At 39.3% G+C, this 19,849-nt stretch carries 20 protein-coding genes and 2 pseudogenes; 2 read left to right on the top strand and 20 right to left on the bottom strand.

The annotated features are described in order from the left end of the window. Positions 1-195 precede the first annotated feature (195 nt). Both NSQ84_RS03030 and NSQ84_RS03025 read right to left on the bottom strand, forming a co-directional pair. Positions 196-942 carry a YkgJ family cysteine cluster protein gene (locus NSQ84_RS03030; protein WP_261308704.1) on the bottom strand — a complete coding sequence of 249 codons (747 nt, stop codon included), beginning with the start codon at positions 940-942 and terminating at the stop codon, positions 196-198. Between the two features lie 255 nt (positions 943-1,197). Next, positions 1,198-1,785: a TetR/AcrR family transcriptional regulator gene (locus tag NSQ84_RS03025; RefSeq protein ID WP_066246839.1), complete on the bottom strand. Its 588-nt coding sequence runs from the start codon at positions 1,783-1,785 to the stop codon at positions 1,198-1,200. Between the two features lie 131 nt (positions 1,786-1,916). Between NSQ84_RS03025 and NSQ84_RS03020 the strand changes: the two genes are divergently transcribed. Then, positions 1,917-2,909: an acryloyl-CoA reductase gene (locus NSQ84_RS03020; protein ID WP_066246841.1), complete on the top strand. Its 993-nt coding sequence runs from the start codon at positions 1,917-1,919 to the stop codon at positions 2,907-2,909. Positions 2,910-3,351: 442 nt separating this feature from the next. On the opposite strand, the gene NSQ84_RS03015 is transcribed toward NSQ84_RS03020, so the two are convergent. Continuing rightward, positions 3,352-4,389, bottom strand: a complete 1,038-nt coding sequence (locus NSQ84_RS03015; protein ID WP_261308708.1) for an MFS transporter — start codon at positions 4,387-4,389, stop codon at positions 3,352-3,354. A gap of 87 nt (positions 4,390-4,476) precedes the next feature. Between NSQ84_RS03015 and NSQ84_RS03010 the strand changes: the two genes are divergently transcribed. Next, complete coding sequence (locus tag NSQ84_RS03010) at positions 4,477-4,755, top strand: hypothetical protein (protein WP_261308705.1); 279 nt, start codon at positions 4,477-4,479, stop codon at positions 4,753-4,755. A gap of 490 nt (positions 4,756-5,245) precedes the next feature. Here the strand turns inward: NSQ84_RS03010 and NSQ84_RS03005 are convergent. From NSQ84_RS03005 to NSQ84_RS02925, 17 genes and pseudogenes are all read right to left on the bottom strand, one after another. Beyond that, a pseudogene (locus NSQ84_RS03005) lies at positions 5,246-5,972 on the bottom strand (polysaccharide biosynthesis protein); the annotation flags it as partial. Positions 5,973-6,038: 66 nt separating this feature from the next. Beyond that, positions 6,039-7,898, bottom strand: a complete 1,860-nt coding sequence (locus NSQ84_RS03000) for a 6-hydroxymethylpterin diphosphokinase MptE-like protein (protein ID WP_339212210.1) — start codon at positions 7,896-7,898, stop codon at positions 6,039-6,041. Continuing rightward, on the bottom strand, positions 7,888-8,466 hold the full coding sequence (locus NSQ84_RS02995) for a hypothetical protein (protein ID WP_339212209.1): 579 nt from the start codon (positions 8,464-8,466) through the stop codon (positions 7,888-7,890). The genes NSQ84_RS03000 and NSQ84_RS02995 overlap by 11 nt, the downstream gene beginning before the upstream one ends. A 350-nt stretch (positions 8,467-8,816) precedes the next feature. Beyond that, positions 8,817-8,930: pseudogene (locus NSQ84_RS02990) on the bottom strand (flagellin); the annotation flags it as partial. A 350-nt stretch (positions 8,931-9,280) separates the two neighbouring features. Continuing rightward, complete coding sequence (locus tag NSQ84_RS02985) at positions 9,281-10,009, bottom strand: flagellin (protein WP_327847937.1); 729 nt, start codon at positions 10,007-10,009, stop codon at positions 9,281-9,283. A 209-nt stretch (positions 10,010-10,218) separates the two neighbouring features. Beyond that, positions 10,219-10,449: a carbon storage regulator CsrA gene (gene csrA, locus NSQ84_RS02980; RefSeq protein WP_094245100.1), complete on the bottom strand. Its 231-nt coding sequence runs from the start codon at positions 10,447-10,449 to the stop codon at positions 10,219-10,221. Between the two features lie 4 nt (positions 10,450-10,453). Further along, positions 10,454-10,888, bottom strand: a complete 435-nt coding sequence (gene fliW / locus NSQ84_RS02975) for a flagellar assembly protein FliW (RefSeq protein ID WP_327847935.1) — start codon at positions 10,886-10,888, stop codon at positions 10,454-10,456. Positions 10,889-10,901: 13 nt separating this feature from the next. Then, positions 10,902-11,603 (bottom strand): DUF6470 family protein, encoded by a 702-nt coding sequence (locus NSQ84_RS02970; RefSeq protein WP_327873224.1) that lies wholly within the window; start codon positions 11,601-11,603, stop codon positions 10,902-10,904. A gap of 187 nt (positions 11,604-11,790) precedes the next feature. Then, positions 11,791-12,663 (bottom strand): flagellar hook-associated protein FlgL, encoded by an 873-nt coding sequence (gene flgL, locus NSQ84_RS02965; protein ID WP_339212208.1) that lies wholly within the window; start codon positions 12,661-12,663, stop codon positions 11,791-11,793. 170 nt (positions 12,664-12,833) lie between these two features. Beyond that, on the bottom strand, positions 12,834-14,339 hold the full coding sequence (gene flgK / locus NSQ84_RS02960; protein ID WP_339212207.1) for a flagellar hook-associated protein FlgK: 1,506 nt from the start codon (positions 14,337-14,339) through the stop codon (positions 12,834-12,836). Between the two features lie 14 nt (positions 14,340-14,353). Beyond that, entirely contained in the window at positions 14,354-14,833 is a 480-nt protein-coding gene (locus NSQ84_RS02955) for a flagellar protein FlgN (RefSeq protein WP_339212206.1), read from the bottom strand. A gap of 241 nt (positions 14,834-15,074) precedes the next feature. Beyond that, on the bottom strand, positions 15,075-15,344 hold the full coding sequence (flgM, locus tag NSQ84_RS02950; protein ID WP_063386297.1) for a flagellar biosynthesis anti-sigma factor FlgM: 270 nt from the start codon (positions 15,342-15,344) through the stop codon (positions 15,075-15,077). A gap of 90 nt (positions 15,345-15,434) precedes the next feature. Next, positions 15,435-15,857 carry a TIGR03826 family flagellar region protein gene (locus tag NSQ84_RS02945; RefSeq protein WP_063386298.1) on the bottom strand — a complete coding sequence of 141 codons (423 nt, stop codon included), beginning with the start codon at positions 15,855-15,857 and terminating at the stop codon, positions 15,435-15,437. Positions 15,858-15,922: 65 nt separating this feature from the next. After that, positions 15,923-16,621 carry a ComF family protein gene (locus tag NSQ84_RS02940; protein ID WP_242513831.1) on the bottom strand — a complete coding sequence of 233 codons (699 nt, stop codon included), beginning with the start codon at positions 16,619-16,621 and terminating at the stop codon, positions 15,923-15,925. Beyond that, on the bottom strand, positions 16,621-16,896 hold the full coding sequence (locus NSQ84_RS02935) for a competence protein ComFB (protein WP_063386299.1): 276 nt from the start codon (positions 16,894-16,896) through the stop codon (positions 16,621-16,623). Before NSQ84_RS02935 ends, NSQ84_RS02940 begins: the two co-directional genes overlap by 1 nt. 138 nt (positions 16,897-17,034) lie before the next feature. Further along, positions 17,035-18,411: a DEAD/DEAH box helicase gene (locus NSQ84_RS02930; protein WP_339212205.1), complete on the bottom strand. Its 1,377-nt coding sequence runs from the start codon at positions 18,409-18,411 to the stop codon at positions 17,035-17,037. Between the two features lie 301 nt (positions 18,412-18,712). Then, positions 18,713-19,552, bottom strand: coding sequence for a DegV family protein (locus NSQ84_RS02925; RefSeq protein ID WP_066247016.1), 840 nt, complete (start codon positions 19,550-19,552; stop codon positions 18,713-18,715). Positions 19,553-19,849 lie beyond the last annotated feature (297 nt).

Genomic DNA, 19,849 nt, shown 5'->3' with positions numbered 1-19,849 from the left:
ACGGCCCCCTTTTATGTTTTAGAAACGTTGATATATCATCGATGTTTATGATTTTTGTTTTCAATAGGGATTTGACTTTCTAAGACAGCTCCTTCTGTTTTTTTACCATATTTACTAAATTCTATTTCATTTTTTCCCCAAAGCATGCAGAAAATTCTCTTAAACCTGAATTTGTCCAAAATCTGACTTCTTTTTTCAAGACTTATTGCACAGCTCTTCTTTTAACAGCTTCGGTAAATAATCGATATGAAATACATCATCTGGAAAGGTGATTCCTAAGTCTTCATCTTCATATAAAAACTCTTGAAGCACCTCATTTAATGCCGTCATATAAAATTCATGCAAAAATTCGTAGCTGAAGGTTTCCCGAGGCATTAAAGATTGCGCACACACATTCGGATGGCAATAATTTAAATACGTGCGGCACGGAGTCGGTCTGACCTCGTAAACTTTGCAAGTATTGGACGACCGATCTAAAAATGGACAGCTCACTTGTTCAGAAATGTACTTGAATTTAAATTGAGGATCTTCATGAAAATCGATGGAGCATACTTTTTCCAGTTGCTCCTTGTTCGATTCGAAATAATTCAATAAATGTTCAAAAATATCTTGCTTCTGTTCTTCTGGCAGGCTTTGAATATATTGCAAAATTAATTTGGCTTCCAAGCGGGTGGTGATAATCGGAAAATAACAACAATAAGCACAGCCTTTAAAACAGGAAGGTTGTATATTCACTTTTGTTTCAATTTCTTTAATTTGGGAATCTATTAATTTTAAGAGTGCTGTAAATGTTTCTAGAATAATTTCGGAAGCACTTTTGTTTTCTGGGTTTTCTAAAATATGATCAATCGTGTCATAAAACAGCTGCTCATCCGGAATATAATGTATATTAATTGTTTCACAGATTTTCAACATGTCTTCGTAGGTTAAGCGATTATCCAAAAGACTTCGACTCCTTGCAACAATGTCTTTTCAATATCGTAAATCATCGCCTGCAAAAAATCCATCAGGTACATCTTTTAAAATTTCAGCCACCAAAATGCACCTTTAGCCGTCAAACCGCTTCCAATCAGCCGCTTTCTACAAATGATTCGATAATTTTAACATTCGTTACAGTCCCAGTTTGTCTCAAGTACTTTCAGGTGCTGAGCGCTGGAATATGTCTATTTTCAGGAGATCATTCCCAAAAGACTTTCCTTATTTTAAATATTTCAAAATAAGCTCATAGCAAGTTTTCTTATAAAACTCATGAAGATGATCTTCATCACGCATTAACCACTGAATGAGACATCCATCGATGATCGAGCGAATCATTTTGGAAGCTGTATCGACATCAATGTCAGCTGAAAACGTTCCTTCCTCTTGACCAAGAGCAACAATGTCGCGGCCGATTTTCCAGCAGTTTTCGTAAAACTTGAGATTTATAAGCCAATATCGCGGATTTCGGCTCGCTTGTGCCATAAAATCAAGATACACTTTGTAAAATTTTTTATTCTTTTTTGGATCGATAAAAACAGAATGGATATAAGCCTCTAATTTATTTATCGCTGCTTTCTGCTTACTAACCGCTTTATACTCTTGTTGATAAATGCGATCCGTCACCCATTCCAGCAAGCTTAAAAAAACGTCCTCCTTATTTTCAAAGTAATAATTCGTAACCCCTTTGCTTACACCTGCATAATCAGCAATATCCTGCAATGTTACCGTTTCGTACCCTTTATCTGAAACAGCTTGAAAAGCAGCCCTTAAAATTTGTTCTCGCCTTTCTTCTGCTTTTTTCTTCATAAAAACACCCCTCGAACTTCGGTCATAACGCTATTATACATGAATTTTTGACGATAAAAATATTTTGACCGGTCAGAATAATTTTGTTATCGTAAAAGCAAGAATATGAAAAACAATAAGGGGGATGTCGAGTGGACCACTTCAAAGCGTTAGTAGTGAACAAAACGGAGACAGATTTTTCAGTGAAAGTACAAACCATTTCCATGAATGACCTTCCAGAAGGAGATGTCGTCATAAAAGTTGCTTATTCCAGTGTCAATTATAAAGATGGATTAGCTTCCATTCCGAATGGGAAAATTGTAAAATCGTATCCGTTCGTACCAGGTATCGATCTAGCTGGCACTGTTGTTTCTTCTAAAGATCCGCGCTTTAAAGAGGGAGACGAAGTTATTGCAACAAGCTATGAAATCGGCGTGACACATTACGGCGGCTACAGCGAATACGCCCGCATTCCTGCAGATTGGATTGTCCCTCTTCCAAAAGGATTGACACTAAAAGATGCTATGGCTTTAGGAACAGCTGGATTTACGGCGGCATTGTCTGTCCATCGTTTAGAAGAAAATGGATTAACTCCTGACAAAGGAAAAGTACTCGTTACAGGAGCAACCGGCGGAGTCGGAAGCATCGCAGTTTCCATGTTGACAAAACGAAACTATCATGTTGTCGCAAGTACAGGCAAAGAAACAGAACATGAATATTTACGCGAGCTTGGCGCAAAAGAAATCCTTTCTCGCGAAGAAGTTTGTCCAGAACAGATCCGTCCGTTAGATAAACAATATTGGGCAGCAGCCGTTGACCCTGTAGGAGGGAAAACCCTTGCCGCAATCCTTAGCAGAATTCAATACAACGGCTCTGTAGCAGTCAGTGGGCTAACTGGAGGCAGCGACGTTCCAACGACTGTCTTCCCATTTATTTTGCGAGGAGTCAACCTGCTTGGCATCGATTCGGTCTATTGCCAAATGGAATTGCGAAAACAAATTTGGGAGCGAATGGCCGCTGATTTAAAACCTGATAAATTACTAGAATCTATTGCGCAAGAAATCACACTCGATCAGCTTCCTGACGCATTATCGAACATTCTAAAAGGCAAACTGCGCGGCAGAACGGTTGTAAAGATCTCATAATACTCGCAGCACTTTCTGGGTTTTGATTGAAAATAGTTCCCTTTTTGAAACGGGAAATCGGTATTTAAAAAAATTTTTTAGTGAATTGATGACAAAAAGCTCAGCATATGCCGAGCTTTTTGTCTGTCAACAGTTCTTAAAAAAAGTTTGCAACTCATTACTAGCAACTAATCCGCAGCTTTTTTTAGATAAATTATTTCTTTTAGTTCGGTCTCAGTCTTTTTCGTACATGGTATGCAACAGAAGATTCGACCCTAGCTTTACACCTTTGTTTACAAAGTCAACTTGTTTAAAACAGCGAAATAGGTTTAATCATTTGCTGTTTTTATCCTTAACTAGAGATTACACAAGAGACTGAATATTCAGTCTCTTGTGTAAAAAATAGGAACCATTTTTTTACCTTAGTTAAGTCCAGCTAATTGTGCAAATTTTGTATGAATGATTATTGCAATGTCAATTCTGCTTCTGATTGAATAACTGTTGGATCATCATGCTTTTTTCGAACGAGAAGCAGTGCCAAGGCTGCGCAAATGCCCGGAGCTGCAAAGGCAATAAAGCATATGCCAATCGGTGCTTTCAGAGATAAAAGCATCCCGCCCAATGTAGGACCAACCATGCCACCGAGACGTCCTACACCATTCGCCAATCCAACCCCTGTTGAACGCACATGTGCGGGATAATACTGGGAAACAAATGCGTTTAATAAGCTTTGGTTCCCCATCGTACAAACACCAGCAATGGCGATGAGCAAATAAAGGAAGAAAATATTGCTTTTGATCCCAAGAAGAGCAAGACACACAGCGCCGAGAATATACAAACCGGTAATTAATGCTTTCGAACCTCTGCGATCCGCCAAAATACCAATGATAATAGTTCCCAGCAATGCACCGCCGTTTAAGAAGATCGCAAATCCGAGACTGGAGATAAGCGGATAGCCTGCTGTCTCCATTAATTTAGGAAGCCAAGTATTTAGGCCATAGATCATTAACAACCCCATAAAGTAAACAATACAGAAAAGAATCGTAGGCAATGCCAGTTTGTTTTGAAAAAGCCCAATAAATGGAATTTTCTCTGTTTTCATCTCAGGTTCCTGTTCGGTTTCAATCAACTGCTTTTTATAGTCGGGGTCAATTTTTCTTAAAGTGCGCTCTAAATCATCCAGTTTGCCTTTGCGAATTAAAAATTGTGGAGACTCAGGCAAAGACTTAAGCATAAAAGGGATGATGAACAAAGGAATAACAGAAAACCATAGAACAGGTCTCCAGCCGAATGATGTAATAAATAAAACTCCGACAAGCGGTGCAAGTATACCGCCGACTTGGTTTCCGCACAATGCCAATGTAATCGCTTTATTTTTACTGGATTTAGGAATATATTCTGTAAGAAGTGAGATCACTGATGGCAAGGCGCCGCCAAAGCCAATTCCTGCTAAAAATCTGCACCATGAAAACAATGTTGCATTATCAACAAATCCCGATATTGTTGTCGCAAGACTAAAAATGATAATAGAGATGATGGAGAATTTGCAGAAAATGTCTTAGGTCTCCGTTTAACCGAGCAAATCGTCATGAATGACGGCCATAAAGCAGCTGTCTGGTATAGAGCAACTAATAAATCGTACGATCTTGTATATACCGAAGATGCAACTGGATCAAAAGGACGCCTGCACCATATCGCTTTTGCCGTCGAGAGCATGTCGGATATTGTGAGAGCAGCAAACTTTTTATTGACCATGACGTTTATATTGAATTTGCCCCAAGCAAGCACGCCATCAACCAAACATACTTTGTTTACGTTTATGAACCAGGCGGAAACCGTATTGAAGTCTGTTCCGGCGGATATCTGATTCTTGCACCAGATTGGAAGCCAATTACTTGGACTGAAGAAGAACGCAAACGCGGCCAAGCCTGGGGAAATAAAACGGTTGAAACCTTCCATACTTACGGAACTCCAATTATTGCCGAACTGGATAAAGCGGGGAAAAAATAAAATGAAAGCCCTCTGCTCCTCTTTGAAGTATTGATCTTTTTCAAGGAGGAGCGATTTTTATTTTCTTAATTATGTGTTTTCTAATGTTCATCTAGATTGTGGACACAACGAATATAGAAACGAATAAAAAATTTATCAATTGCCGGAATTCAAAAAATCCTGTTTCTTCTAGAAGAATCCAAGGGAATTTCCTGCGGTTTACTGATAATCCAAGCAACCATTGTTCTGATCTTGGAAAAACCGCTGCCATCTGAATCAACGCAATGTAGGCAGCCTCTCTTCTATTGTCTCTGCAATGAATTAAGAAATTGATTGAGCAATTAACTTTTACAGCAGTTAATCTAGTTTCGAATTCCAACAATCTCGATTTCGCATTCCGGCGCAATTGTTTTTGCTAAGTCCAACACTCTCATACTTGGGATTTTAGGAATGAAAAATTCCCTTGTCTTCATCTTTCAAGAGAGTTAATCACAAACTGAACACCTTGATCAAGTGTAATCCAAAAACGGGGCATTCTTTCATCTGTAATAGGCTGTTTACCAGCATGCCGAATTTTCTTAAAGAATGGAATACCAATGCCTCGGCTGCCTACAACATTTCCACAACGAACAACTGAAAATCTCGTGTTTTCACCTACGTAAGAGTTTGCAACAATAAAAAGTTTGTCCAGACGCAAGATTCGTCGCACCATACAAGTTTACAGAACTACAAGCTTTATCTGTACGTAATGCAATAACTCTTTGAACCCCCTCTGTCAATCGCTGCTTCAGTAATATTTTGTGCTCTGTAAATATTTGTTTTTGCTGCTTCAAAAGGGGTGTACTCAAATGCCGGCACTTGCTTCATGGGATTAGCTAGCACAACTGCATCAATACCATCAAACGCACGATATAAATGATCTTTGTCTCGGACATCCCCAATGAAAAAACGAAGTCTTGAGTCTGTATATTCTTGTGCCATTTCATATTGTTTTAATTCATCGCGGATAAAAACAATCACTTTTTTTTAACATCATATTTTATTATTTTTTTCAAAGCGCTTGCCAAAAGATCCTGTTCCGCCTGTAATTAAAATCTAGTATCATTGTGAATCCTTCCTCATCTTCAATTCATACCAATTATTTTTAACAGCTTAAAAATATCAATCTACAATTTCTAATATCTCTTTAAATACATCATTCAAATCCTTTTTCACCAACTGATACGATACAACCCACTCAGCGATTAGGCGTCTATATTCCTTTACAATCACTTTTGCCTTGTTGATGAGATCAGAGCTGTTTCGGACAGCCGTTAATTCTTTTGATGCCAATTCATATTCAAATTGTGTCATTGGCCGGAGAAATGCTTTGTAAAATAATGTTTTTAACACTTCATTTGTTTTTTCATCCACTGCCGTAAATAAACGATGCAGCTTATTCAGCTTTCTTGAATTGACCGTTTCTTCTATTTTATTTATGAAGCTATTAATTTCCCTTATTTTTCCTTCTATTTGTTCCGCATCCGCAATCAACTGCTGCCACTGTTTTTTTATAAAATTGAGATTGTAATTATGTTTTTGATCTGACAGCCAATGATTAACTACAACATTTTGGGGCAGCTCTTGCATAATTGCTGCTAATTCTTTATAAATCGTATGCTTGATTTTTGCGCCATTTTTGGTCGTATTATAAACTGTCTTATCTTTCATCCCCGATAAAATAAGTTCCATACTTGTTTTCATCCGGACAAATCCGTCATTTGTGAGGACTTTGCCTCCGTCAACTGATTCGATTTCAAATGCATTCTCTATTTCTTTTTCGTTTAATTCATTTTTCACAAATTCATACTCAATTCCTGAAGCATAACGTTTATTTTGCTGATAGGAAAAATTTTGGCCCACTAAAATAATAGGATTAAAATTCAAATGATTTAGCAATTGTAAAGTCATAATCGCGATGGATGGAGAGTCAGCTGCAATATCGATACGATCATATTCGTTATGTTTAATGGTATGTGCTGAAATATTATCTTGGCTTGTAATAAAGTGCGCCATTTTCCCCGGGTAGTTTTCCAATGTTTCAAATCCGACGCTGGAACCGAAAACCATCGGAATATCCATGATTCCTTTTTCTTTTATTTTTTGGAACACGAACTGATTCTTTTCAGTAGGGTCGTATGTAAAAGCGGCATCCGGATATATTTCATGTTTAATTAATGCATTGATCGCAGAGCCAACAGAGAAAATATAAGCAGAACGATCTTTTTTAATTTTTTTTAAGTTGTCAAATTCTTCATTTAAAGACGGTCCAGCCGCTACTAAAATAGCAGGTTTGTTTTCAAACAAAGATTTATCGAAATCGGTTAATATGTTTGGCGTTTTTAATAAATACGGGAAATTTTTCAAACTATTATATGTCCAGCGTTTTTGAAAGCTGATCGTAGTGATAAAACGACTTTTTTTCTCTTTTAAATATTTTTGAAATGCAGTGAAATATCGATTGACCTCTTCTTTAAAAATTCTATCATAGCTCGGTAACACAATGATTTGCGGGGGGTTGTTTACATCGTTGACATCTTGTAAAATCGCTGGTGCAATGTGTTCTTCTTTTTCAACTAAATGTAAATGTTTGATGTTTGAATAGACTTTTTTCTTTTTTAAATCTATGGCACTGAGTGCTTTTTTTAATATGAAAGGATTAAACTCAATGATAGAAAACCAAGAAGGTGAAAACGCTTCTGCAATGGCTTCGATATGATACCCTAGCCCAAAACCGATAAAAATGATCGGCTCACTCTCTTCTAATTTTGTTTTTATTTTTTCAACGAAAACAGCTGTTTCTTTTTCAGGATTATAAGCACTGTGAATAAATTGCTTTTGGTTGTTTGTTTCGATTTGCAGCGTTTTTTGTCCGTTTTTCGCCTCAATTAATTTTACATTCTCTGATTCGTTTAATTCATCTAACCGTTCTAAAACCTTTTTCGCTTTTTCCCGCAAAATGATTCGATTATCAATTAGCATTTGAATCGTCCTCTGCTTTTAATATCTCTTTCATTTGTGCAAATAACGGCAAAAGTTCATATTGAATAAAATCCGCTATAAGGGTAAAATCTAGATTTTCCATTGCTTGAAGGAGCTGCTCAGATACGGATCTTATTCCGGCGACAATGTTTTCATGATTTTCTCCTAATTTGGATTGGGAAAAAATTTGGTACAAATAATTAAGTCCTTCGGAAAGATGGACAAATTGCTGCCATATGTCCCCCGTGTTTTCCCCAGCATACAATTTTTCCGACAGCTGTATTAAAACCTGTTCTGCCCTTTCAATATATTGATAGCCTTCATGTTTCAATTCTAACATCCATTCACGTTCAGTGATTCCAACTATTTCAACAGGAACTTCCTGATTGCTGTATTCATTTATTAAATCTTGTATATCAGAATAAAATGGCGTACCGTTAACAAGAAAATGGCTAAAAACAAGCCCGTTTTCATTTAATCTATCATTTACGTGTTTCATAAACTTTTCGAGCTCATCAAGATTATCTCTGTTAATTTTTAACACTTTATCTTGAAAAATAATATTCATCGCGCTACTCCTCAACTGATGGTTTCTTATATATTATATCGACAAAATCCAACAATTTTAAATATAGAATATGTAACACAATTATCAACATATGTTGCCCGTAGTGTTAGGTAATGTGCAATCAAAGTAAGCTATCAAAAATTTGTCCTAGAAAATAAAACTCGAGCTCCTTTTATTGGTGGATTGATTATTTTCAATAAAAGAAACCTGTATCTTAGGAGCCCTAGAAAAAAGGTTTAACAAGTTGTAAATTTTAACATAGAAAATGATAGAGATAGTAAACATCCCAAAAAATTCAAAAAGAGACCCCAGTAAGAATACTAAGGTCTCCTTCAAAGAAATGGTTAAAATTAACGTAATAATTGAAGAACTCCTTGCGGAAGTTGATTTGCTTGAGCCAGCATCGCTTGCGCTGCTTGAGAAAGGATGTTGTTCTTCGTGAATTCCATCATTTCTTTCGCCATCGTGCGAACATTTGCTTTCACAAATGACTAGACTATCTCTTCACCCTCAGCTTTACCTGTTAGGGGCCGGGCACTTCGGATTGATACAGGACGATGGAAGAATCCTGTACATCCTACGGACTTCATCGCCATAGCATTCGCCTTAGGCGGTATGTCCTAGTCGTTGAACCTTCTCCACTCTTTCGAGACAGGAGCTTGGCTGCTCGGTTGCCCAATCCTTTGACTTTTCAAGCCATCACGCATGCCGTTTCCAGCTACGTTGTGGCGCCAAAGGCTCTAAGGGGTTTCCAGCAATTCACCCGGTGATACTCCCAGCCGTTTCCAGCTAGGACGACTGTGCTTATCGCCGATTAAGCGGCTAAAGCATAATCTACGTCACGGATACGAGATTCAGCAGCTGTTAAGTTTTCAGCAGAAGCGCCTAAGTTGTTGATAGTATGCTCTAAGCGGTTTTGCATTGCACCAAGTTTTGCACGTTCTGAAGAAACTTTATTAATTGCATTATCAATAGTGGTGATTGCAGCATCTGCACCAGATTGAGTATCAATTTTTAAACCGCTAACCCCTATTCCACTAGCTTTCATGTTAGCAATTGTTAGTTCTACATTTTGCCCAGAATTTGCACCAATATGGAAAATCAGTCCATTACCTGAACCTGACAATGTACCATCCAACAAATTTTTAGTGTTGAATTGAGTTGTATTAGCAATGCGATCAATTTCTTCAATTAATTGATCTACTTCTTTTTGAAGTTCGGCACGGTCTGTATCTGTATTTGTATCGTTTGCTGATTGCACAGCTAATTCACGCATACGTTGAAGGATGGAATGAGTTTCGTTTAAAGCTCCTTCAGCTGTTTGGATTAAAGAAATGCCGTCTTGTGCGTTTTTAGATGCCATTTCCAGTCCGCGGATTTGCCCGCGCATTTTTTCAGAGATCGCAAGACCTGCTGCATCGTCGCCAGCGCGGTTGATGCGGTAGCCGGAAGAAAGCTTTTCAAGGTTTTTTGCAGTTTGTGTGTTGTTAAATGAAAGTTGGCGGTAAGTGTTTAACGCCGAGATGTTGTGGTTAATTCTCATGATTTTTTCCTCCTTGAATTGTTGTTTTCCACGTCCATGTGGTATGTAAAGAGCCGCGTCGGCCGCCGCTGCTCTTTACATGTTTTATATCGGATTGTTTTGTTGATGTTTAATAGGGTTTAAAGAAAAAATGGGACTTTTTTAATAGAAAAATTAAATGGTTGAACATCCTTGTTTGGTTACGGTTTTTACAGCTTCAGACCTCAGGTTTATTTTTTGTTGAGCTTTTCTTGAAAATGTTTTAACAGGTCAAAGTCGGTGCGGGAAGCCGCGCTGTTTTCTGTTTGAATGGTGTCGTATATTTCCTTTCGGTGGATGTCGATTTGTTTTGGAGCTTTAATGCCGAGTTTGACTTGGTCGCCTTCGATGGCGGTGATGGTTATTTCGATGTTGTCGCCGATAATGATGGATTCGTTCAGCTTTCTTGTTAAAATGAGCACGGCTTCACACCTCCTTCTGTTCCATAAGTGGATGCTTCGTTTTATAAGTAGTGCCTGTTAAAATCACTTGCTTGGCCCGTTTGTTTTTCTGGTTGATGATGATTGGTGCAAGCAGATTGGCGGTTGTGTTTTCGAACGGCTCTTCTAACGTTAAAATCACATAGACAGCGACATCTTGTTCCGACTTGATTTCCAGCTGCTCAATCGTGGCATCGTCTAAGTCGATAGCATAGTCTTTGAAAAATAAAAAAGGAATTGTCATGACAAAAGCAAGTTCCTTTGTGTTGACCGATTGCAAAATAAAAAATGGCGATTCGGCGCCAAATGGCAAAAGCACAAATTCCTTTTCATCTAAAAACCCCGGAATTCCCGATGGAAATTGGATGATGCTGTCGCTTGCGGCTTCTATTTCACCATGATATTTTGTCTTAAGTCTCATGTTCTCACAACCTTCATATGTTCATTTCAAAGTTTGGTCCTTTAAAGGTGAGGTTGGCAAAGTCGATTTTTAATTTTTGGTATTGGGCGATTTTTATATCGACTCTGCCACGGTCGTAATGAATGATCGGCTTATTGGGAATGGCACGAAATTCAGCCTTTTTCAAATGCCAATTAATATCAAGCTTGCTTGGTTCGTAATCAAATTTCACACTGAACAGCGATGGAATCCAGCCGACATTCACTTCATACATCGGGGATTCGCTGTTTTCTTTCGCTTGATCAGCCAGCGGGCTGCCGCCGTTTTCAATTTTCATCAGTTCATCTCCTTGCTCGGCGCGGCGGGCAATACCTTCAAGCCAGGCTTGATAGCTTTCCTCAGCTATTTTTTCAATGAAACGGAACGTGTCAGCTAAATTTCGATCTTCCCACGCTTTCGTTTGATCGATTGTCAATTTTCCAGGAGTGCGGTTGATTTCCATCGCTACTTTCGCCGGCTGCAAATCGATATCCGCTTTCGGCTGTTTGATTGACTGCTTTCCAGGAGTGGTGCTAATCGCAATTTTCGTCATTTGACTTTCCATTCTAATTTGCGGCAGGAGCATTTCTCTCACCTCGACTGACAACAAAAGTTTTAAAGCAGAAAAGAAATTCTCTTCGAAGAAACAAAAATTCAACAGACAATAATAAGCAAGTGCTTCAACTATCCCATGCAATGGAAGTTCCTTCAAGGGGCTCTTGTCAAAAATATGAATGACTCACAAGACTATACCGTTCTAATCAACGAAAAGTGAAATTTCTTCAGTAAACTATATACCTCTTTTAGCAGTCGAAAAACATGGAACAAAAGCAAGGCATACGATGAACAAAAAGGACCTTTATGCAGGTCCTTTCTCTCTCACATTATCGCAAAAAATCAACTAAGTTGGGCTGAATGATGCGGGCGCTGACAGCAAGCGCTGCTCTGTGCGCGCTTTCTTGCTCTTTCAAGTCGATGATGACCCGTTCGATGTCGGCATCTTCATTATCCGACAAAATTTTAGTAGAGATTACTTCCTGTTGACCGATGCGGTTTTCCATCTGCTCGATCCGGTTGTAACGGGCGCCAAGCTCAGCCCGTTCAGCGTTAAGAGCATCAATATGGCCATCAAGCTGGCCGAGCAGGCTGTCCAAGTTCGTTGTGTCGTTGTTTTCCAAAGCATTTTGAATGTCTTGAATTGTATCAAACAATGCTTGGTTAAAGACATTGTCAGGCGTTATATTCACTTGGATTTGAATGTTTTTTGAAAGCTCGATTTTAAACGGTTCATTGTTGTTATTAACGACAGGGGGGTCGCCGCTGACAGGTGCTGAGTCTGTTTTCGTTCCATTAAAAATATAGTGGCCGGCCACTTGTGTGTTGGCGACAGCAACAAGGTCGTCTTTAATTTGTTTCAATTCGCGGGCAACCGCATCACGTTCGTCTTCCGAATTTGTACCATTTTTTGCCCGAATCAAAAGCTCGCGTACTCGTTGCAGCCCTTGGTTGGCCTGTTCTAATCCCGCTTCAGAATTTTCGATCCAAAGGTAAGCCTCTGATAAATTTCGTTTATATTGTTCAACTTCCTTTAAGTTAGTCCGATAGTACAATCCTTTCATTGCTACAACGGGATCTTGGGACGGGCGGTTGATTTTTTTTCCTGTCAACATCTGATCTTGATATTTTCCCAGCAGCTCATAGCTTTTACTTAAATGGCGGAGCGAGTTTTGCGCAAGCATCGATTGAGTGACACGCATATGCTGCACCTCTCTTTCATTAAATAAATTTTTTGTATGAATTCATAACGTGCAAATAGTACATTCCTTATATGATTTGTACTTCATCGCCTTATTTCATTTCATACATTCTGAACCCGACAATTTTTGCTTTCATTTTCCACTATGATTATTCAACCGTCAATTTTACATTATCTCCCGACCAGTCCCATGCCGTTTATAATTCGGTCTAAAATTTCATCCTGCAAAGTGATCATTCTTGCTGCGGCGTTGTACATATGCTGGAATTGGATCATGTTTGTCATTTCTTCGTCTAATGAAACGGAGCTGACGGATTTGCGGCGTTGTTCAACAGATGAAACTAAGGTTTCTGAATTTTCCTTCATCCGCTCCGCTTCTTGTGTCATAACAGCCATTTCGCCGATAACAGCTTCAAAATAACTTTGAAACGAAGTATTTTTTACTTCAGCAAGCTTCAGCGCATTTTGGCCGTCGCCGATTTCTCCTGTAGCAGAAGCTGCAATTCGATCGCGATTCATATCATCCGATACTTTAATGGCAGCCGCAGCGCCTTTAGGAGAGCTTAAACCTCCGAGATCAAAGAAATCGCGCTGTGTTTGAACGCCGTTTTTTATGTCCTCAAGGCTCCATCCGTTTCTGTGGACAGTGTTAAATGCGTTCGCAAAATCATATGCCATTTGATCTAAATCTAACATCATGCTAGGATAGATGCCGCGTTCAATCGTGCTGCCTATGTTCGTATAACCGTGCGCCTCGATTAAGCCTTTTAAACTTCCATTGATGTTTAAATTTTCAACAAAATCGTCTGCCCCTATCGTTCTTCCACCAACAGAAATAGATTCGATAAGACCGTTCGTCTTGGATTCATTGAGGCTAAATTGTCTTACTTTGTATCTATTTCCGTCGACAAGGGTGATTGGCGGTTCGAAGCCAGCGAGCTCGACAGTTACTTTTCCTTCGGCTACTTTCAAAGCGTTGCCTCCGCTTTCAACCGGCGTCACTTTAATATCAATATAAGAAGAAAGCTCATCCAATAATCGATCGCGCTCATCATACAAATCGTTTGGCAAATAACCATTCGGTTCTACTTCGCCGATTTGTTTGTTAATTTGGTTGATTTGCTCAAGCAAAGAGTTGATCTTCGTTGTTGCGACATCGAGTTCGTTGCGTAAATCTTTCTGATTATGCTTTAATGATTCCGCCAAATAATTGAACGTTTCTGTAACAGCTCTTCCGCGCTCAAGGACAACAGAGCGGGCACCGAGGTTGGAAGGGTTGGCCGCCAAATCTTGCAGCGATTGCCAAAAGCTATCCATCGTTTCGTTCAAGCCTGTCTCGTTCAGCTCGTTCATCACATCTTCCATTCTTGATAATGCGTTGAATCTAGAGCTCCAGTAGCCAAGCTTAGAATTTTCGCCGCGATATTGTACATCAAGATAGCGGTCGCGGATCCGCTGCACTGTTTGTGTATCCACCCCTGTTCCAAACTGCCCAGGGATATCAGCTCGAAAACGGCCTGGTGTCGGATACGCTTGCTTTTGCACAAGGTTTACTCTCTGCCGCGAATAACCAGGTGTCTCGGCATTTGCCACATTATGTCCAATTGTATATAAAGCGCTTTGTGCGGCATACAATCCGCTTCTAGCCGCTTCCAGTCCAAAAAATGTTGATACCATTGCGAATTCCCCCGTTAAATTTTTGAATCAAACCATGAACGCCGTTTCGATTGCTTCGATTCTTGATTCGGATTCGTGTAATTCGGCGATGCTTCCTCCGGCATGAAAAGATCAAGCGTTAAATTCACAACCTGCAATGCTTGCAATGCCAGTTGTTGATTGACAAAATTCGCGTTTTTCAAATTAGCCAATACGTTTGTCAATTTTTCTTTTAGATTTATCAACCGTTCTTTATCCTCATTTTCTGCTTTTTCAATACAGGCGGAAATCGTTAAATCGTCTTCTCTTTCTAAAAAGCAAGCCGCTGCTTTGATCCGTTCCTTTTCAGCATTTTCAAGCTGCATTACATATTTCTGCTCTTCCTTTAAAAGCTGCATTAATTGATTAACATCATCTTTTTTCAGCATATCCGTTTTTTTTACTGCCAAGTTATACAATTGTTCATGAATGATTAACTGCTTTTCTAAAACGTTAATTAAATTGGCAAGAGACACGAAAACGTCCTCCCCGCAAAATTCAATACAATCATATTTACCGGTGCTTCGTTCAAAACATTGACAAGATGATCCAAAGCCGGACATGAAAAATAATTTTTTGTTGTAAAGATGAAGATGCTAAAAATGCAGAAATGTACAATATAGTTGCCCAGCACATTTTCATTCTGTTCCAAATCAAAAATCGAAACAGGCTGCTTCGTACGCAACCAAATCAAAAACCGAAACGGATTGGCGCAATTTATTCTTCATTTTTTTTCTTATAAAATTGGATCATGCTTTTCGCGATCAGGTCTGGGGCGATTTTGTAAGTCCCACTTTCAATTTCTTTTTTTATCGCCTGCACTTTTTCTTGGCGCTGAAGATCAAAACCGCTCGTCTGCTGAAGCTGTTTTGCCTGCTTGGATATTTCCACTCTATCTTTTTGGACTTCCACTTTCATCTGCTTGCTGGCATCCATTTGCTTTTGATAAGGATTAACGTTTGATGACCGATAGCTGTGAATCTTCATGGACACCGCCTCCTTTCCTGCTCTAATGGAACGATTGTTTCAGCTGGAAATCTATCTCTATATTCATTATCGGATCGATAGAGGGATTTGTTAACGTTTTTCATTATTTTTCGGTTGGATAGCGTAGTATGTTTGCATCTTCTCTTTCTCCTCCTGAAACTGCTCTTCTCTTTCCATTTGCTCAATTTGAGACTGTATTTCCTTTTTGCAAGAAACACAAAGTTTTCCCTCGCGAATAAATTTGCCGCACCGTGAACAAGGATAACCAAGGTTCGGGAAGTTCGCCAGTTGAATGCGTCCTTGATGAATAAACTTCAGTATTAAGTCCTCTTCCACTCCTGTTTTTTCCACAACTTCAGTAATGGTTGATCTGCGGTTTTCCTTTTTTCTCAAAAAGTTATATACTGTTTCAAATGCCTTTTCTTCCTCTTGGTAGCAAGCATCACATATTGAACGAAGCCGCGTTTTGACAAACAAGGAACCACATTTTGGGCAGTTTGCTAATTCCCCCATAAAAATCCACCTTTCAAAAATCTTCCTATTATTATTATTTTATATCGGAAAAACGGATTTGTCATTTAGCTGCGGACAAGCGTAAATGATTCGACACTTTTCGCACCAGCGTTCATCAGCTGCTTTGCAGCTTGGCGTACCGTTGCGCCTGTTGTGTAAATGTCATCGATGATAACAATATGTTGACCATGTACTTGTTTTGGATCTGTTACAGTAAACATATTTTTCGTCTTCATTCGGTCGATCCGTGATTTTTTTGATTGTTTTGCTGCATCTGTTTTGCGCAAAGGCTCAATAATCGGAAGCTGAAGGAGCTGGGCCAATAATTTTGCTTGATTAAACCCGCGTTCCAAAAGCCTTTCTTCACCTAATGGGATGGGAACGAGAATCATCGATTTGTCGAAGTGATGGTGAAATGCTTTCACAAAAGGTTCGGAAAACATCTGCGCCAATATCGCATCCCCTCGGAATTTAAACCTAGCAAGCACTTCTTTCATAAATTCATTATATTGAAAAACAGAGCGGTTTTTCTTTATCACTCCATGATAGTCAGGATGTTTTTCCCAAGCCGCGCAATCGGTACAATACTCGGCTTTTTCGCTTTGCCTCCCGCACATTGGACAAATGGGGCCTGATATAACGTTTAGCTTGCTGGAGCATTCTTCGCATAAAACAGGGTCTTTTTCGAGGAAAAAAAGCCGTCTCCAAGTCAAGCGGACATCTATACTTTTAAAACAATAAAGACATCTTCCCATATTTCGCATCAAGCCTTCCTATTATCACATCGTGGGTTTTCTGAAACAATTCTTGCGCATTCTGCCAGGCTGACAAGAAGAGATGTCATTTGCTGCCGATCAAAAAATTCCGCTCTTACATATGTAATTTTATCTTCACTCGTTACATAACGGGGCTGAACTCTATTTAACACTAGAGCTAAAACATCATTGCGGCAAGTTGGGCACGTGCATTCCATATGAAATTGGTCAATATATTCATCTAGCAATTCTTCCATAATTTTTTCCAGAGCGTTTACTATCATGTCCTCACCCCAAATATATGATCTCTAATCTGTATTATATTGGATCATACTGGAAAAAGGAATTTCTTTTTTCAGCCAAAATTGAAAAGATTTTTCCAACTTTACACATTCTGTATCGTTTCCTTCATTTTCTAAATACTAACGCTTTAACAAATCTTCCTTTGCCGCTTCCCGATTCATAGCAAGAATATGGTGTTTCGCTGCAATCATTTCATTTGTTTTGCCATAATGGAAAAAGATAACGGAGCCTGTTGGATTGTTCATGCTCCGTCCAACACGGCCGGATATTTGAACAAGGGCACTTTCTGTAAAAATGGTTTCTTCTGCTCCTAAAACAGCTGCATCAGTTCCAGGAACTGTTACACCCCTTTCCAAAATGGTAGTTGTGACAATGATCGGAATCCGGCCATTTCGAAATGCCCGAACCTTTTCTTTCCTTTGGGGATCTTCGGCATGTACTCCTTCAACCGCTGAATTCAATTTTTTTAGTAACGGAACGACATCATGAAGCACTTTGATTTCCGGTACAAATAGAAAAGCTTGTCTTTCCTTTTGCATTTGTTCGGCTGCCCATGTGATGATATTTTTCGGCAGCTTTCCTTTCTCCAATCTTTTTTTCCAATGACCGCACCATTTGAATTCAGGAACAGGTAGGGGATAACCATGGTATCGAGCAGGGATTTTCACAATTTCGGAAGGCTTAAAAAGCCGCTTAATTGATGAGGAGGGAGTCGCAGTTAAATAAATAAGGGAGCTGTTTCGTTTGCGTGCTTTTTCAACCGCAAATTGCAAAGCAGAATCTACAGAATATGGAAAAGCATCCACTTCGTCAAGAATCACCACGTCAAAGGCTTCTTTATACCGAAGAAGCTGATGAGTCGTTGAAATGGTAATTGGGCTCAGCTTCAAACGATCTTCGCTTCCTCCGTAAAGCACTGCCACATCGATGCTCGGAAAAACGTTTTTCAAACGCGGTCCAAGCTCCAAAACAACATCCGTACGCGGTGCAGCAATGCAAACAAATAGCCCTTTCTGCAAAGCTGTGTTTATGCCGGCAAACAGCACCTCTGTTTTTCCTGCTCCGCAAACTGCCCAAATGAGACAGTCTGTACGCTGCAAAACGGACTCCGCGATCCGGTCAGATGCTCTTTTTTGCGCCGGAGACAGCTCGCCATCCCATTGCAAAAAGTTTGTTTGATCCGATTGGATCGAATGTTTTTCCTCCTTCTCTCGTCTTGGAAAACTAACAAGCTTTGAGCATTCACTTACTCGCCCCATCATGATACAGTTCCGGCAATAATGACAAAACTTTTTACACCTTGCACAGTCAAAGCCTGCAAATAAAAAGGGCTGATCATTTCCACATCGATTGCAATAAAAAAAACCGGATTTTTTCACAACACCTTGTTCTATTTCAACGAAGGGGGCATTTTGAACGGCATCCATTGAAAACGGGAGCTCATTTGAAAGGAGATGTCTTCCGAGAAGATGTTTTTGGAGATCATGATCATGCATATAAAACCTCCGCTTGTACATACCATATTGTTTCTTACTATTATTTTTTACCTTATATTTTCTGAAAAATCAATATATTTAATCGATTGCTCTTATTGCTTTTCGTCCGAATGAAAGATGCTAGATGAATCATTTATATCCTTCATTTCTGTAAAAAATAAAAGGTGCTTTTTGCACCTTCAGATGGTCAGACACCGTTCCATTTTTTGGTGGATAGCACCTTTTCTCGTTTTGAAGGGGAAGTTCTTTTAAGAGGATGGATACAGCCATTTTTCACAATGGGTTTAACGTTTTCTTGCAATTACTTTTTATACCAGCAGAGACCCATAGCTCCCTCTCCTAGATGAGTTCCAATGACAGCGCCAAAATAGCTGATAATAAATTCAGAATTTGGATATTTACTTTCGAGCTCCTCTTTCATTTTTTTGGCATCCTCCGGTCTGTTGGCATGAATGACAGCCGCCCGCACCGGATGTTTGCTTGCAGCTTCGTCAAATAATTGATAGATACGTTGGATTGCTTTTTTGCGCGTACGAATTTTTTCATACGGCACGATCACTTTATCAACAAAATGAAGAAGAGGCTTCAGTTGCAGCAGGTTCCCTATTAAAGCTTGAGCACCGGTTAATCGTCCGCCGCGCTGAAGATGAGAAAGATCGTCCACCATAAAATAAGCATCCATTGATTTTTTAATTTCATCAAGGCGAGCGATGATCTCTTCCGGTTTTTTCCCTTCCTTTGCCATTTTCGCTGCTTCAATTGCATAGAATCCCTGAGCCATACAGCTTATTTCCGAATCGTAAGGATATACCTTAATGCTGTCTACCATTTGACCTGCAGTGACAGCACCATTGTAAGTGCCGCTGATACCGCTTGAAAGATGAATGCTGATGACTGCATCATATTCTTTCGATAAGCTTTCAAACAACTCGACAAATTCACCAACTGGAGGCTGAGAAGTTGTAGGCAGCTCTTTCTGGCGCTTTATTTCTTCCCAAAAACTCTCTGCTGTCATATCTATCTCTTCACGATAAGACTCGTCTCCAAAAATAACGCTAAGAGGAATCATATGTATGCCATGCCTCTTTCGAACTTCTTCAGGAATGTAAGCAGTACTATCTGTTACAATCGCAATTTGCATCATGTTTTTCCTTTCCTTTTAATAATTTCATTCTCTCCTTTATAAGACTATTTTATAAAAAATGCAAGCTTTTATCATTAACTTTGCCGGATTTCCATGAAACTGCAAGAGGATGAAAAATATTTTTTAGCTGTTTCAAAGTCTTTATACTGCCATTTATGCGGATTTCGTTTTGTCGATCGGCTCATTACGATTTTCGTTGAGGTTATTCTTATGAGGTCTACACCTTTTTAAAGGATTTTTGAGCAGCTTAAACGGAGCTTTTATGTAGATTCCAATTGCGGTTACCAATTTTGC

It is taken from the genome of Aeribacillus sp. FSL K6-3256, assembly GCF_037965805.1.
In the GTDB taxonomy this organism is placed as follows: Bacteria; Bacillota; Bacilli; order Bacillales; family Aeribacillaceae; genus Aeribacillus; species Aeribacillus composti.
This window is presented reverse-complemented; position numbering and strand designations above follow the sequence as displayed.